This window comes from uncultured Mailhella sp. (assembly GCF_963931295.1).
Classification (GTDB): Bacteria; Desulfobacterota; Desulfovibrionia; order Desulfovibrionales; family Desulfovibrionaceae; genus Mailhella.
The window spans coordinates 2,411,402-2,425,528 of the sequence record NZ_OZ007001.1 but is presented as its reverse complement, the minus strand read 5'-3'; the positions used below and the strand labels follow the sequence as shown (position 1 = coordinate 2,425,528).

At 63.7% G+C, this 14,127-nt stretch carries 12 protein-coding genes and 1 other RNA gene; 11 read left to right on the top strand and 2 right to left on the bottom strand.

Translation table 11 applies throughout. From position 1 onward, the window contains the following. Nucleotides 1–82 precede the first annotated feature (82 nt). Nucleotides 83–574: a hypothetical protein gene (locus ABGT79_RS10135; protein WP_346666067.1), complete on the top strand. Its 492-nt coding sequence runs from the start codon at nucleotides 83–85 to the stop codon at nucleotides 572–574. Nucleotides 575–1,010: 436 nt separating this feature from the next. On the opposite strand, the gene ABGT79_RS10130 is transcribed toward ABGT79_RS10135, so the two are convergent. After that, complete coding sequence (locus ABGT79_RS10130) at nucleotides 1,011–1,703, bottom strand: DsbA family protein (RefSeq protein ID WP_294487374.1); 693 nt, start codon at nucleotides 1,701–1,703, stop codon at nucleotides 1,011–1,013. A 426-nt stretch (nucleotides 1,704–2,129) separates the two neighbouring features. On the opposite strand from ABGT79_RS10130, the gene ABGT79_RS10125 reads away from it, so the two are divergent. The 10 genes from ABGT79_RS10125 to ABGT79_RS10080 all read left to right on the top strand — a co-directional run bounded on the left by ABGT79_RS10125 (nucleotide 2,130) and on the right by ABGT79_RS10080 (nucleotide 13,032). Further along, complete coding sequence (locus ABGT79_RS10125; protein ID WP_346666066.1) at nucleotides 2,130–3,002, top strand: Nif3-like dinuclear metal center hexameric protein; 873 nt, start codon at nucleotides 2,130–2,132, stop codon at nucleotides 3,000–3,002. After that, entirely contained in the window at nucleotides 2,999–3,769 is a 771-nt protein-coding gene (locus ABGT79_RS10120; RefSeq protein WP_346666065.1) for a C4-type zinc ribbon domain-containing protein, read from the top strand. Before ABGT79_RS10125 ends, ABGT79_RS10120 begins: the two co-directional genes overlap by 4 nt. A gap of 55 nt (nucleotides 3,770–3,824) precedes the next feature. Then, an RNA gene (gene rnpB, locus ABGT79_RS10115) (RNase P RNA component class A) lies at nucleotides 3,825–4,184 on the top strand. 54 nt (nucleotides 4,185–4,238) lie between these two features. Then, complete coding sequence (gene ispD, locus ABGT79_RS10110) at nucleotides 4,239–5,432, top strand: 2-C-methyl-D-erythritol 4-phosphate cytidylyltransferase (protein WP_346666064.1); 1,194 nt, start codon at nucleotides 4,239–4,241, stop codon at nucleotides 5,430–5,432. Between the two features lie 68 nt (nucleotides 5,433–5,500). Then, a complete protein-coding gene (locus tag ABGT79_RS10105; protein ID WP_346666063.1) occupies nucleotides 5,501–6,745 on the top strand; it encodes an aminoacetone oxidase family FAD-binding enzyme in 1,245 nt (414 codons plus the stop codon). Nucleotides 6,746–7,488: 743 nt separating this feature from the next. Further along, a complete protein-coding gene (locus tag ABGT79_RS10100; RefSeq protein WP_346666062.1) occupies nucleotides 7,489–8,799 on the top strand; it encodes a UDP-glucose/GDP-mannose dehydrogenase family protein in 1,311 nt (436 codons plus the stop codon). Between the two features lie 88 nt (nucleotides 8,800–8,887). Further along, the gene (locus ABGT79_RS10095) at nucleotides 8,888–9,907 is read left to right on the top strand and encodes an NAD-dependent epimerase (RefSeq protein WP_346666061.1); all 1,020 of its coding nucleotides are present in this window, start codon (nucleotides 8,888–8,890) and stop codon (nucleotides 9,905–9,907) included. A 106-nt stretch (nucleotides 9,908–10,013) separates the two neighbouring features. Next, entirely contained in the window at nucleotides 10,014–10,763 is a 750-nt protein-coding gene (locus tag ABGT79_RS10090; RefSeq protein WP_346666060.1) for a glycosyltransferase, read from the top strand. Between the two features lie 72 nt (nucleotides 10,764–10,835). Further along, nucleotides 10,836–11,480: a lipid-A-disaccharide synthase N-terminal domain-containing protein gene (locus ABGT79_RS10085; RefSeq protein ID WP_346666059.1), complete on the top strand. Its 645-nt coding sequence runs from the start codon at nucleotides 10,836–10,838 to the stop codon at nucleotides 11,478–11,480. 22 nt (nucleotides 11,481–11,502) lie between these two features. Further along, nucleotides 11,503–13,032: a hypothetical protein gene (locus tag ABGT79_RS10080; protein WP_346666058.1), complete on the top strand. Its 1,530-nt coding sequence runs from the start codon at nucleotides 11,503–11,505 to the stop codon at nucleotides 13,030–13,032. A gap of 310 nt (nucleotides 13,033–13,342) precedes the next feature. Here ABGT79_RS10080 and ABGT79_RS10075 read toward each other — a convergent pair whose 3' ends face one another. Then, on the bottom strand, nucleotides 13,343–14,089 hold the full coding sequence (locus tag ABGT79_RS10075) for a flavodoxin domain-containing protein (RefSeq protein WP_346666057.1): 747 nt from the start codon (nucleotides 14,087–14,089) through the stop codon (nucleotides 13,343–13,345). Nucleotides 14,090–14,127: the final 38 nt, after the last annotated feature.

The following is a 14,127-nucleotide window of genomic DNA, read 5'->3' as shown; positions in this document are numbered from 1 at the left end:
TGCGCGCTGGCCTGCGCCGCGTTTCCGCCCCTGCTGTAGCGGCCCTCTTTTGCAGCACACGCCGCCCCGCAAGGAAGGAAGCATGAAAAAGAAACTTGACGTAGCCACGGCCGTGCAGGCCGCAGGCATACTTTTTGAGCTGAACACCGGAGAAAACGGCGTGCTGGCCATGGCGCAGAAAGCCCAGCTGCCCTGCGCCTCCGACGAAGAAAAGAAGAGGCTCATGCTGGAATGGCGGGCCTACGTCCACGCTGCCGTGCTCTACGGACTCATGGTGCAGGCCCCCAACGTCGTGGTAGTGGAATACCTGCGCGTCACGCAGAGCATGCTGCAAAAGCTGGGATACAGCCCCAAAGAGGCCGAAGACTTCGTGGACGGCGCGTTCCGCGCCTACGTGGATCCCATGGTCAGAACCAAAACCCAGGAATGCCCGGACGTGTTCTTCCGCCGCCTCCTGAACCGCGGCGTCTCCGAAGTCCCGGCGGAAACCGCCGCCGTGGTCTCCGGCGTCATGGCCATGGTCATGTCCGCCATCCTCGACAAGCTCGAACAGTATGAGTTTGGGATAGAATAAGAATAGAGGACGGGGGAAGGAGGGAAAACTTTTGAAAAAGTTTTCCCTCCTTCCCCCGGGGCCCCCATCCTCTCTTTCAAAACTTTTTAATTGGGGGGCAGCCTGCTCCCGGCATTCGGAAAAACGTCCAAGCGCTGCGGGGAGACAAAGGAAGAGGCCGGATGTTTCTGCGCTGATGGAGTCTTCCGCAGGACAAAAGGCGCGGATGTCGATGGGTGCGTGTCGTCACGAACGCAGGCAGATTTGCCCGGCGCAAGGCAACGACGTCGGGCAACGCGCTGAAAAGCGTTCAGGCGCGACGGCTCCGCGCGTTTTCCGTCAGCTCCGCAGAAGACACAAAACAGCGCGTTCTGATTCCGACCCCCTCCGCAGAAAACACACGAACGGATTTCGGCACGCGCAACGCGCCGACGCAGGAGGCGTCAGGGAACGCTCGTCAGCGGATGCAGCACTCGCCGTTCAGGCCGCAGGCCGAGCCCGACACCGCGTTCAGAGACTCTCCGGAAGCAAGCGCGGCCTCGATTTTGGCCTCCACCTCGTCGAAGGGCGCAAAGCCCCGAGCCACGGCGTGCAGTTCTCCGTCGTCCGTCTTCACAAAAAGCGTAGGGTACACCACGAAATCGCCGAGAATCTCTTCGGCCTCGTCCATTTCCTTCTGAGCCTTTTTCTGCACGGCCTCGGAAGCGAGAGCCTGCGAAAGCGCCTGCGCCGTCACGCCCCAGCGCGCCGCTACGTCGGCCTGCACGTCGAGAGCGAGCACGTCGCGCCCGTCTTCATAAAAGGCGTTTTGAAACGCTTCCATCTGCTCCAGCGCGTGGCCGGGAGCCAGCTTCTTGAGCGCGGCCATGAGCAGCGCGGAGCGCGAGGAATCCATGAGCACGCTGCCCGACTCCTCCAGCAGTCCGAAAAAGCCGCTGCCGAGCTTGCGGCCCGTGGTGTCGGAAAGGCGCTGAAAAAACGCCCGCAGACGCGGCGTGCCCATGCCCGAAGTCTGTTCGGGTTCGTCCACAAGATTGCCGCACAGAACGCGCACGGGAAAGGAATGCTTCGCAACAAGCTTCTCCATGACCGGAGCAAAGCCGAAACACCAGGGACAAAAAACGTCGGTAATGTAAATGAAGGATGGCATGGCGTTCCCTTACCGCAATCCGCGCCGCTCGCCAAGAAAAAAGTTCCGAAGCGGCTCCGGTTTCCCCAAAGCTCGAAGGCCCTCGAACGCGTCGGGAAGCTGCGGGAAACCTTTCCGGTTCCCCCCCGAGCGTCGCCCCCTTCGGCCGACGCGCACGAAGGCAGCTTCCGCTGCGCCCGAAAGCTCCGACGGCAGACATGGAGGGCCGTGCCGCTTTTCCCGCCGCCTCGCTCGCGCCGCCCTTCCGGATCAGCGATCCGCCCCGCGCCTGTCCTTGCCCTAAAGCACGGACGCCGCGTCCGGCAGAGCGCATTTCCCCCTCTTCCCCGGGCCCGCGCCGCAAAGGAACTTGACGAAGGAGAGAAGTTTCCCTAGAAATATGAATTCCCCGGCATATCCACGCTTTTGTATCAGAAGGCAGCACCCATGCTTCAGAGCGAGCTTATCAGCATCATTGAACAGACGGCTCCCCTTTCGCTTATGGCGGAATGGGATCATTCCGGCGTTCAGGTGGCCTCGGCCCGCGCCGACATACGCCATCTTGCCGTGTGCCTCGATCCTGCGCCCGAACAGCTGCGCGCCGCCGTGGAAGCCGGAGCGGACATGGTGCTCACGCATCATCCGCTCGCCATGCGCCCCGCCTGGACGAGCGCGCTGAACGGCTACACCGACGCGCTCTCCATTCTGTACCGCAACGACGTGCCCCTCTACGCAAGCCACACCACGCTCGACGCCAATCCCCTCGGACCGAGCGCCTGGCTGCCCGATCTGCTCGGCCTTGAAGACCGCGTGATTCTGGAAAAGACGGGCACGTTCACCGCGCCGGACGGCTCCGTGGTCGAAGGGGGCTTCGGCTGCGCGGGCAGGCTGCCCGAAGCCATGTCCCTTGCGCGCCTTTGCGCCGTCATGCGCGAAGCGCTGCCGCTTGAAAGGATGTGCGGCGTGGCCCGTCTCATCGGCGATCCCGACCGGGAAATCCGCCGCGTGGCGGTGTGTACGGGATCCGGCTCCTCGCTGCTTGAGGAAGCCGCGGCCGCGGGCGCGGACGTGTTCATCACCGGCGACGTGAAGTATCACGACGCGCTGGCCCTGGCCTCGCGCCACGATGCGCGCAGCCCGAATTTCTGCCCCATGGCAATTCTTGATGTGGGGCATTTTTCCCTGGAAGAAGAAATGATACGCCGCTTCGCGCTGCTTCTGGACAGGAAGCTTGACGGCGTGACGGTGACGTTTTTGCCGGGCAGGGATCCCTTCCTGCCCTTGACCTTTCTTTCTGAAGTACCGGAGGTACTGTCGTGAGCCTCTATATTGAACAGATCCGCCAGCTTGTGGCTCTCCAGCACGTGGACGACGGCATTCACGCCGTGCAGGCCGAAATGGAAGCCGCTCCCAAGGAAGTGGAATCTCTGCAGAAGCGTTTCAACTCGCAGGACACCCAGCGCAACTGGATTCTGGACAAGCTCCAGCACCTGCAGGAACAGCAGAAGCGCCTCGACGCCGACATTCAGGACGACGAATCCCGCCTGAACAACAGCAAGAACAAGCTGATGCAGGTGGAAAACGACCGCGAATATCAGGCCATGATCCGCGAAATGGACAGCATGGAACGCCAGAACCAGACCCGCGAGGAAGAGCGCATGGCTCTGCAGGAAGAACGTTCCCTGCAGGAGAGCAATCTTCAGTCCGTGGAGGAAACCTGGAACGAACTCAAGGCCGAGCTCGAAAGCCAGAAGGAAAATCTGGAAAAGCGCATCGCCGAATGCCGCACCCGTCTTGAAGCGCTGGAAGCCCAGCGTGCCGAAGTGGCGGCCCTCATTTCCCCGCCCGTGCTGAGCCGCTATGAATTCATCCGCAACCGCCTGCGTCATCCGGTGATCGTGCCTGTGGAAGCGGGCATCTGCTCGGGCTGCCACATTGCCATTCCGCCGCAGGTGTTCATTGATCTGCAGCGCGGCAACCACATCATGAGCTGCCCGAACTGCCAGCGTCTCATGTACTGGGCCCACGACTATCAGGATCCCAACGCTCCCAAGCCCGAAGCCAGGGCTGCGGAAAGCGCGGAATAAGCGTCGGAGTCTGGCCGCGTTTGGCGCGGCTGAACGCTGCAACGCGCACAAATTCGGAGTCGGACGGGCTGTCGCTGCGGATCGCATGATCCGGGGAGGAAAGTCCGGGCTTCGCAGGGCAGGATGCTGGCTAACGGCCAGAGCGGGCGACCGCTGGAAAGCGCAACAGAAAGCAGACCGCCGTTCTTCGGAGCGGCAAGGGTGAAACGGTGAGGCAAGAGCTCACCGGCTGACGTGGCGACACGTCAGGCCAGGCAAGCCCCATCCGAAGCAAGACCAAATAGGGAAACCGGCCGGCCCGGCCCATGGTTTCCGGGTAGGTTGCTTGAAGGCGCGGGCAACCGCGTCTCTAGAGGAATGACAGCCGCCGTTCTTCGGAACGGTACAAAACCCGGCTTATAGTCCGACTCCTTTTATCATGGGGAGGGAGCGCAAGTTCCCTCCCCATCCTGTTATCCGCGAGGTGAGCATGCATAATGAATGCTGGGGCGTCATCCTCGCCGCCGGTCAGGGCCGCCGCATGGCCGAGGCCACGGGCGGCGAAGCCAAGCAGTTTCTGCCCTACCAGGGAGCGCCGCTCTGGTGGCATTCGGCGCGCGCCATGGCCGCGTCGCCGCTGATTCACGGTCTGGTGTTCGTGTTTCCCGAAGAGCGTCTGGAAAGGGCCCGTCAGGAGGCGCTCGAACTCAACGCCAAAGAATCCTGCGGCGTGCCCCTTCGTTTTGCCGCGGGCGGAGAGCGTCGTCAGGATTCCGTGCGTCACGCGCTCGCCGCACTGCCGGATGACTGCCGCACAGTGCTCATTCACGACGGCGCGCGCCCCTTTCTGCGCACCGCCCTCGTGACCAGACTTGCCGACGCGCTGCGGGAAGGTTCGGTTTCCGGCGTGATTCCGGGCGTGTCCGTCACCGACACCGTGAAGGAAACCGACGCGCACGGCTTTGTCACGCGCACGCCGGAGCGCGCGTCGCTGCGCGCCGTGCAGACGCCGCAGGCCTTCGAGCTCGCCGCGCTGCGCGAAGCCCACGAACGCGCCGACCGCGAAGGCTGGAACGTCACCGACGACGCCTCGCTCATGGAGCGCGTCGGCTCTCCCGTGCTCGTCGTGGAAGGCGACCGGGACAACGTCAAGATCACCAACCCACAGGATCTCGCCTTGCTTGCCGAACACAAACCTTCTCTGCCCTGCTGCGGCTACGGCTACGACGTTCACGCCTACGGCGGCAATCGTCCGCTTATGCTGGGCGGCGTGGAAATAGGCGGCGAATACCTCATCCGCGCCCACTCCGACGGCGACGTGCTGCTCCACGCCCTCATGGACGCCGTGCTCGGCTGCTTTGCCGGGGGCGACATCGGCCAGCTGTTCCCGGACAACGATCCCGCCTTCGACAACATTTCCTCGGTGGTGCTGCTCGATCAGGTGCTTGCGAAGGCCGCCGAAGCCCACGTGCGCCTCGTGCATGCCGACCTCACCGTGATAGCCCAGAAGCCGAAGCTTGCCCCCCGCGCCGACGCCATCCGCCGCAACGTGGCAAGGCTGCTCGATCTGCCCCTCGATCACGTGGCCTTCAAGGCCACCACGGAAGAGAAGCTGGGCTTCACCGGCGCTCTTCAGGGCATCAAGGCCGTGGCGCTCGTCACGGCGCTGCGCGCCGAGCGCTGATCCGGCGCTTTCCGGGCCCCCTCTTTCCTTTGCCGGGCCGCGCGCCCACGCCTTTCTCAGGAGACCTCATGTTCCTTTACGACGTCGCCATCATCGGAGCCGGCCCCTCAGGACTTCTCTGCGCCAGAAACGCGGCCCGCCGCGGGCTTTCCGTGGCGCTTGTGGACAGTCACGACAGGCCGGGCGTCAAGCTTTCGCTGGCCGGGGGCGGACGCGGCAACTTCACCAACCGCACCATCACGGAAGCGCACTACCTCACCGACGCTCCCGACGTGGTGCGCACCGTGCTGCGCGCCTTTCCCTGCGAGAGAGTGCTCGACCTGCTGCGCGAACTGTGCCTGCCCTTTGAGGAACGGGACTTCGGGCAGATTTTCGGTCTGCGCCCGGCCGCGTTTCTGGCCGACAGGCTGGCCGTGCAGTGCGACGACGAACGCGTGGACTTCTATCTCGGCTGCACGGCCCGCGGCTTTTCCCTGCCCGCGTCCTCGCCGTCCTTCGGCAGAAGCGGCGAAGAGGCCGCCTTCTCCTTTGCCGCCGGAGAGGAACGGGTGAGTGCAAGGCGTCTGGTGCTGGCCGGAGGCTCTCCGGCCTTTCCCGCCGCGGGATCCAGCGATTCCCTGACAAGGCTTGCGGCCTCGTGGGGGCATGACGTCGAACCGTTCCGGCCCGTGCTCGTGCCGCTCGTCATGCCCGGCGACTGGCCGCTCTCCGGTCTGGAAGGCATCAGCCTCAACGTGCGCGCGGGGCTGCGTAAAAACGGTCAGGATATCCGGCCCGATCCTGCGGGCATACGCTCTTTGCTGTTCACGCATCGCGGCGTGAGCGGCCCGGCCGTGCTGGTGGCTTCCTGCTGGTGGCAGAGCGGCGACGAGCTGGTGCTCGACTTTCTGCCGGAACTGCCCGTGCTCGAACTTCTCAACGAAAAGGAGCACGGCAGACTTCTTGTGCGCAATCTGCTCTCGCGCTACATGCCCGCCCGCCTTGCCGACGCGCTCTGCCCGGAAGATCTGGCCCGCAGAAAATGCGCGGAGCTCGGTAAAAAGGACAGGCAGCGCCTTGCCGACGCCGTGCATCGCTTCCGCTGCCGCCCCTCGGGCACGGAAGGCCTGAAAAAGGCCGAAGCCGCGGCGGGAGGCGTGCGGCTCTCCGGACTCACTCGACGCCTTGAAAGCCGAAAGGTGCCGGGGCTCTACTTCTGCGGCGAAATGCTGAACGTCACGGGACTGCTCGGCGGCTACAACATTCACTGGGCGCTTGCAAGCGGCGAGCTCGTCTCCTCCGCGCTTGCGGGCGAACGCGCGCCCCGCCGATAGACGCCGTTTTGCGCAAAGACGCCGTTTTTCCCGGTCCGAAGCGGGAAACGGCAAGCTTCCCCCGCGTGTTCTTCCCTGTTTGCGAGCGCTTTCCCGCAGCCTGCCCGCATCCCGCTCAGGCGGCTCTTTCGATGCGGCGAAAGGACGCGGAAGGACTCCGGGCGGCGTGGATGAAGCCCCTCCGCCTCTGCGCCGCCGAATGCGCCGCCCCTCCTTCCGGGTTCGCCGGCAACACGCCCCGCACGCTCCCGCCGCCGGAAGAGCTCCGCGCGGGCAGCTATCCCGGCAGGCACGCCCGCAACAAAGACCAAGGCGCGCCCTGCGCTTTTCCCCCGCCCCGACGCAAGCCCGCGCCCTGCGCGCAGACCGTGTTTCCGCGCTTTTCCCGCACGGGCGGCAATGCTCTCTTTTCCGCCGAAGCCTTGCCTTTCAACGACTCCGCTCTGTAACGGACTGTAACGATCGTTGACAATTCTGTACCCTTAGACTAAGCAAGAGTGTAAAACATGCAGTCAGTCCGCGCTTTTCCCGGCAAAAGACATGGCCGCATGCCCGGCGGCAACCGACGCCCGACACGCCCTTTTGCCCTCCGTCCGCAGACGGAGAAGGACTCTTTTTGGCGGGACTTTTCTTCCCGCACATCGCGCCCGGCACGGTTGCGCCCGCACCTGCTTTCCTTCCGACGGGGCTCCCCGTCCGGTCTGTTTCCTTCCGGGAAACACAACTTTGACAAAGGACCACGGATGAAAATCATTGTGATAGGTTCGGGCTACGTGGGGCTGGTGACGGCCGCATGCTTTTCCGAAGTCGGGCTCGACGTCTGGTGCATGGACACCGACGCCGCCAAGGTCGCCAAGCTCAACGCCGGCGGCTGCCCCATCTATGAACCCGCGCTGCCGGAACTGCTCGCCCGCAACGCCGCCGCGGGCCGACTCCATTTCACCACCTCCCTGGAAGCATGCCTCGACGGCGCGGACGCGGCCTTCATCGCCGTGGGCACCCCCGAAGGCGAAGACGGAAGCGCCGATCTCACCTACGTGTGCAACGCCGCCCGTTCCGTGGGGCAGCTCATGAAGGGCGACCTTGTGGTGGTGGTCAAGTCCACGGTTCCCGTGGGCACCTGCGCCAAGGTGGAGGCCATTCTCCGCGAGGAACTCGACGCCCGGGGCGTTTCCTTCAACTTCGACGTGGTCTCCAATCCCGAATTTCTCAAGGAAGGTCACGCCGTCAACGACTTCATGATGCCCGACCGCGTCATCATCGGCGTGGAAAGCGACCGCGCCCGCGCCATCATGAGCGAGCTGTACCGCCCCTTCATGATGACCGGCGACCGCATGCTGTTCATGGATCGCGCCTCGTCCGAGCTCACCAAGTACACGGCCAACGCCATGCTCGCCACGCGCATTTCGTTCATGAACGACATAGCCAATCTCTGCGAGCGCGTGGGCGCCAGCGTGGACATGGTGCGCAAGGGCATAGGCATGGATCACCGCATCGGGCCCAAGTTTCTGTACGCGGGCTGCGGCTACGGCGGTTCCTGCTTTCCCAAGGACGTGAAGGCCCTCATTGCCACCGCCGCCCGCTACGGCTACGACATGGACGTGCTTCAGGCCGTGGAACGCGTGAACGCCCGGCAGAAAACCGTACTTTTTGAAAAAATTTCCCGCCACTTCGGCGATTCCCTCAGTGGCCGCACCATTGCCGTGTGGGGGCTCGCCTTCAAGCCCGGCACCGACGACATGCGCGAGGCTCCCTCGCTCGTGCTCATTGACGCGCTTCTCAAGGCCGGCTGCGCCGTGCGCGTGTTCGACCCCGTGGCCATGGAAAAATGCCGCTCCCTGCTCGGCGACTCCGTATTCTTCGCTCCCGACATGTACGAAGCCGCGAGCGGCGCGGACGCCCTCGCCGTGGTCACCGAATGGAAGGAATTCCGTCTGCCCGACTGGAAGAAGCTGCGCGCAGCCATGAAGAGCCCGATCATTTTCGACGGACGCAACATCTACAGGGAAGAGAGCCTCAAGCACACCGGATTCACCGGATACAGAATAGGCTGAGCTCTCGCCTGACTTTTGCGGCGCTCCGCGCCTCCCGGCTCCTTCTTCCGCGTGAACGAGGAGCCGTTTGCATGAAAAAGGACTGCTTATGAACATACTCGTTACCGGCGCGGCCGGCTTCATCGGCTACTTTCTCTCCCGAAGGCTGCTCGACATGGGCCACAGCGTGACGGGCATAGACGAAATCAACGACTACTATTCCCCACGCCTCAAGACGGCCCGTCTGGCCAGGCTCGGCGTGACCGGAGAGACGGACTACGCCGTCTGCGCGAAAAGCGCCTCGCATCCGGGCTTTCGCTTCGTGCGCCTGCGCCTCGAAGACCGCGAAGGCCTCGAAAAGCTGTTTGCCGAAGGCGCGTTCGACGTCGCCGTCAACCTGGCTGGTCAGGCAGGCGTGCGCTACTCCCTGGAAAATCCCTTTTCCTACGTGGAGGGCAACGTGTACGGCTTCGTCAATCTGCTGGAATGCTGCCGCCGCCATCCGGTGAAGCATCTGCTCTTCGCCTCCTCAAGCTCCGTGTACGGCGGCAACGAAAAAACGCCCTTCAGCGAAGAAGATCCGGTGAACACCCCGGTGTCCCTCTACGCCGCCACCAAGCGCTGCGACGAGCTCATGGCCCACGTGTACGCGCATCTCTACCGCATTCCCTCCACGGGCCTGCGCTTCTTCACCGTGTACGGCCCCTGGGGCAGACCCGACATGGCTCCCGTGCTCTTTGCAAAAGCCATTCTCGCCGGAGAGCCCATCAAGGTGTTCAACAACGGAAACCTCTCGCGCGACTTCACCTACATCGACGACATCATCGAATCCGTGGTTCGGCTCATCGATCATGCGCCCGAGGGGCCCGTGCCCACCGACATCTACAACGTCGGCTGCGGACATCCCATGGCCCTCATGGACTTCATCAGCATTCTGGAAGAGTCGCTGGGCAGAAAGGCCGAAAAAATCATGATGCCCATGCAGAAGGGCGACGTGTATCAGACCTGGGCCGACACCTCAAAGCTGCAGAAGCTCACCGGCTTTGCGCCCGCCACGCCCCTTGCCGAAGGCATCCGACGCTTTGCCGAGTGGTACCTCTCCGATGACAATCCCATCCGGGAAGACTGATTTGCCGGACGCCCCTGCGCGTCCGGCTCCTCGCGGCGCGGCCCTTCCGGCCGAAGCCCCCCGCTCCCACCCCCTCACACGGCGCAAGACGCCGGGGAGAACGATCATGACCAGCCAGCAGAACCAGACCGCCTCCTACGATCTGACCATACTCGTTCCCGTTTACAACGAAGAAGACAACATGCAGGCCCTGTCCTCGCGCCTGGCCGCCTACCTGCCCCGCGCCAAAATGTCCTCCTGCGTGCTCTTCATCAACGACGGCTCCTCCGACGCCAGCGGCGAAAAAATCCGCGCCGCCTGCGCCGAACACGAACACTTCTTCTTCATCGAGCTTGCCTGCAACACGGGCCTCAGCAGCGCGCTCAAGGCGGGCATGGATCAGGTGCTCTCCCCCTACCTCGCCTACATCGACGCCGATCTTCAGACCGCGCCCGAGGAACTGGATCTGCTCACGCCCTACCTTAGCGACTACGAGCTCGTCACCGGCGTGCGCGCCAACCGCAAGGACACCGGCTTCAAGAAGATTCAGTCGCGCATCGCCAACGGCTTCCGCCGCATGATGATCAAGGACGGCGCGCGCGACACCGGCTGCCCCCTCAAGGTCATGCGCGCCGACATGGCCCGCTCCCTGCCCTTCTTCAAGGGCATGCACCGCTTCTTTCCCGCGCTCATTCAGCTTGAAGGCGGCCGGGTGAAGCAGGTGAACGTGTCGCACTTTCCCCGCGTGGCGGGCGTTTCCAAGTTCAATCTGTGGAACAGGCTGCTCTCGCCTTTCGTGGACTGCCTCGTCGTGCGCTGGATGCAGAAAAGACACATCGCCTACAAGATCGCTTCCGACAACCTCAGGCACGAATAGACCGCCGAAACGCGCCGCGTTCCGGAACGCCCCGCCGCTGCAACGTCTGCCGGGGCCGCGCAAGGAATCATCATGAAGGAATATCTGCTCGTCACCGGCGTGGGGCTGCTCGCTCAGGGCTTCTTTTCCCTGCGCATGCTCCACCAGTGGATAAAAACCGAACGGGCGAAAAAAATCATCTCCCCCTCGCTGTTCTGGGTGTTCAGCATCTGCGGGGCCTACCTGCTCATGCTCTACGGATGGCTCAGAAACGATTTCGCCATCATTCTCGGGCAGTTCATCTCCTACTACATCTATCTCTGGAACCTCAAGGCCAACGGCATATGGCAAAAATGCCTCCTGCCGCTGCGCCTCGTGCTGCTCCTCACTCCGCCCGCCGCCGCGGTCAGTCTGGCTCTCGGCGGCGCCAACATCGCGCAGACGCTGTTCAAGAACCCCGACATTCCCCTGCCGCTGCTCGTCTTCGGCTGCATAAGTCAGGCCCTTTTCACGCTGCGCTTCGTGTACCAGTGGTGGTATTCCTCGAGGCATCACGTTTCCGTGCTGCCCATGGGTTTCTGGGGCATCAGCCTCACCGGTTCCGTGCTCATCTGTCTCTACGGCGTGCTCAGGCTCGACATCGTGCTCATTCTCGGACAGGCCCTGGGACTCGCGGCCTACGTGCGAAACATCGTGATCGGTCTGAAAAGCGCGCGCTCTTCTTCCGAACGTTCCTGACGCCCCCGACAAAGGCCTCCCCATGAAACAACGCATCGTTCTCTACGTCTTTTCCCTGTTCGTCCTTCTGCCGCTCGTTTACGTGTTCGGCACCGGCATCATGGAGGCGCGCAATCTCATTTCCGCGCAGTCCATGGCGCTCGACGGCGACTGGCTCATTCCCCACCTGTTCACCGAAATCCGCCTCAACAAGCCGCCGCTGCCCGTGTGGCTCACCGCGCCCGTCTTCCTGTTCGACGCGCATCCCTCCATGTTCGCCCTGCATCTGCCCGTCATTCTCGTGACCGCGCTGCTCGGCGTGTTCTGCTTCGATCTGCACCGCACCCTCTTCAAGGACGACAAAACCGCCTTCTACGCGGGGCTCGTCGTTTCCACCATGCTGCTCACGCTCAAGCTCGGCACCACCAATTCCTGGGACATCTACTCCGTGGTGTTCATGACCGGCGCGCTCGTGGGACTGGTGCGGAAAGAACGCGGCTGGCTCATCGCCGGCGTGCTGCTCATGGCCGCCTCGGTGCTCAGCAAGGGACCCGTGCAGCTCTACACCATGCTGCTGCCCTTCCTCGTCACGCTTTTCGCCTTCCAGCGCTCGCTGCCCTGGAAGCGCCTGGCCGTCATTCTTCTCGGCGGCTGCCTGCTCGGTTCGCTCTGGTATCTCTACGTGTACCTCGCCGTGCCCCGCGTGGCCGCCACCGTGGCGCAGGGCGAAGTGAGCGCCTGGAGCACCATGCACACGGCCTCGTTCTTCTTCTATCTTTCCTTCCCCGGATTCGCGGGAGCCTGGGCCCTGCCCTGCCTCGCCGGACTCGGCAGCCGCTGGCTGAACAAGGAAGACGGCAGAAAATACGAAATCAAATTCCTGCTCTGCTGGTTCCTGCTCTCCCTGCTGCTGCTCTCCCTCGTGCCCGAAAAGAAGGAACGCTATCTCATGCCCGCCATGGTGCCGCTGGCGCTGCTCACGGCGCAGGTGCTCCGGCACTGGGTGAAGGGCCTCCAGGAAAACACCCTCTCCCTTCTGGAAAAACGCATCATCACCGTTCACCTCGGCCTCGGCGCGCTCGCGGCTGCGGGCATCTGCCTGTTCATCGCCTGGAGTCACCGCGACTTTGCGCTCTACGCCTCCCTGTTCGCGCTGCTCTGCCTTCTCCTCGGCGCGGCCGGGCTCAAGTTCCCGCGCTTCATCGTGCCCGTGACCTGCGTCATGGTGCTGCTCGTGGCGCTGGCCGGATTCCGCATGGGCTCGACTCGCCCCGTGGTGCAGAAGGTCGCGCCCACATGCTCGCTGGAAGAGCTGCGCACGCTGCCGCGCCTGAACGGCCTGCTCTGCTACTCCTTCGACAACTTCAGTCCTACGGAAGAGTGGGAAATCGGCCGGGACACCACCAGAATCGTCTCGCTCGGCGACGTGCCGGAATCGCGCTTTCTGCTGCTCGACACCGACACGACGCCCCCTGCCGTCATCGAACAGGGGCAGCTCAACGTGGAGGAACGTCTGCTCGTGCAGACCAGCCGCAACCAGTACATGCAGCTCTTCATCGTGGACAAAAAGTAGCCCGCGCCGAAACGCCCCGCCCCCGGGGAACTGACGACCGGCGCAACGGTTCCCCTTCTCGCCAAACTCTCGGCGAGTCTCGCAACACGCCCCCTCCCGGCGTACCGCGAAAACACGCCCCCTTGCGGCGTGCCTTGCCCCTCGACGGCCCCCTCGTTGCCTCCACGCACCGCGCAAAGAGGGGCGCACAACAACGTCGCGCGAAACAGGGCTCCCCGGCAACACTCGCCCACCTTCTCAGCCAAAAGAAAAGCCCCCTTTCGGGGGCTTTTTTCATCGGCGTCGCGCCGAAGCGCTTCAAAAAGCGGCATTAGCAGTAGTATTCGTTTTCCCGCCGGTTCTTCAGCTTTTCGCTGAAGGCCGCGGCAAAGGAACGGTAGGCTTCGGTATCCATGTTCTTTGCGCCCTTCGGGCAGCGGCGGATGCAGCGGAAGCAGGAAAGGCAGGTATCGGCAATGGTGACGCAGTCGTCGGCAATGGCGTGAACCGGGCATTCCTTCACGCACAACCCGCAGCGCACGCACGCGTCGGACGTGAGCGGACGGAACTTGCCGCCGCTGCCGCCCTCACGGTAGGGCCGGTTTCCGGGAATGGCCGGAGCCGGAGCGTTCCCGCCGCGCGAAAGCGCGCGCACGGCAAACGCCGCGTCTGCGGCAAGATCGGCCGCGTCGGGCCGCTCCGTCTGAATCTCGCCAAAGGTGTGGCGTCCGACCAGCGCGGCCCCGCCAGCCACGGCAAAGCCCTGCGCCGCGGCCAGATCCGCCAGCTCAAGCAGCGCGTCGTCGTAGTGCCTGTTGCCGTAGGTCACCACCACAAGGCAGGTTGCGCCGTCGGCGCTCAGCCCCGCCAGCCGCTCCCGCGCCACCGCGGGAATGCGCCCCGCGTACACGGGCGCGCCCATGATCACCACCTCGTCGCGACCGAAACGACGCGTCGGCGCAGGCTGCGTGGTCACGTCCAGCACCTCCGCCGCGCCGCCGAGCGCCGCGGCCATGGCTTCAACACTCTTTCTGGTATTGCCGGTGGGAGAAAAATAAACAAGGGTCACCTTTTTCATGACAGCTCCTGATGTTGCAAAAAACGCCGGGCAAAGGA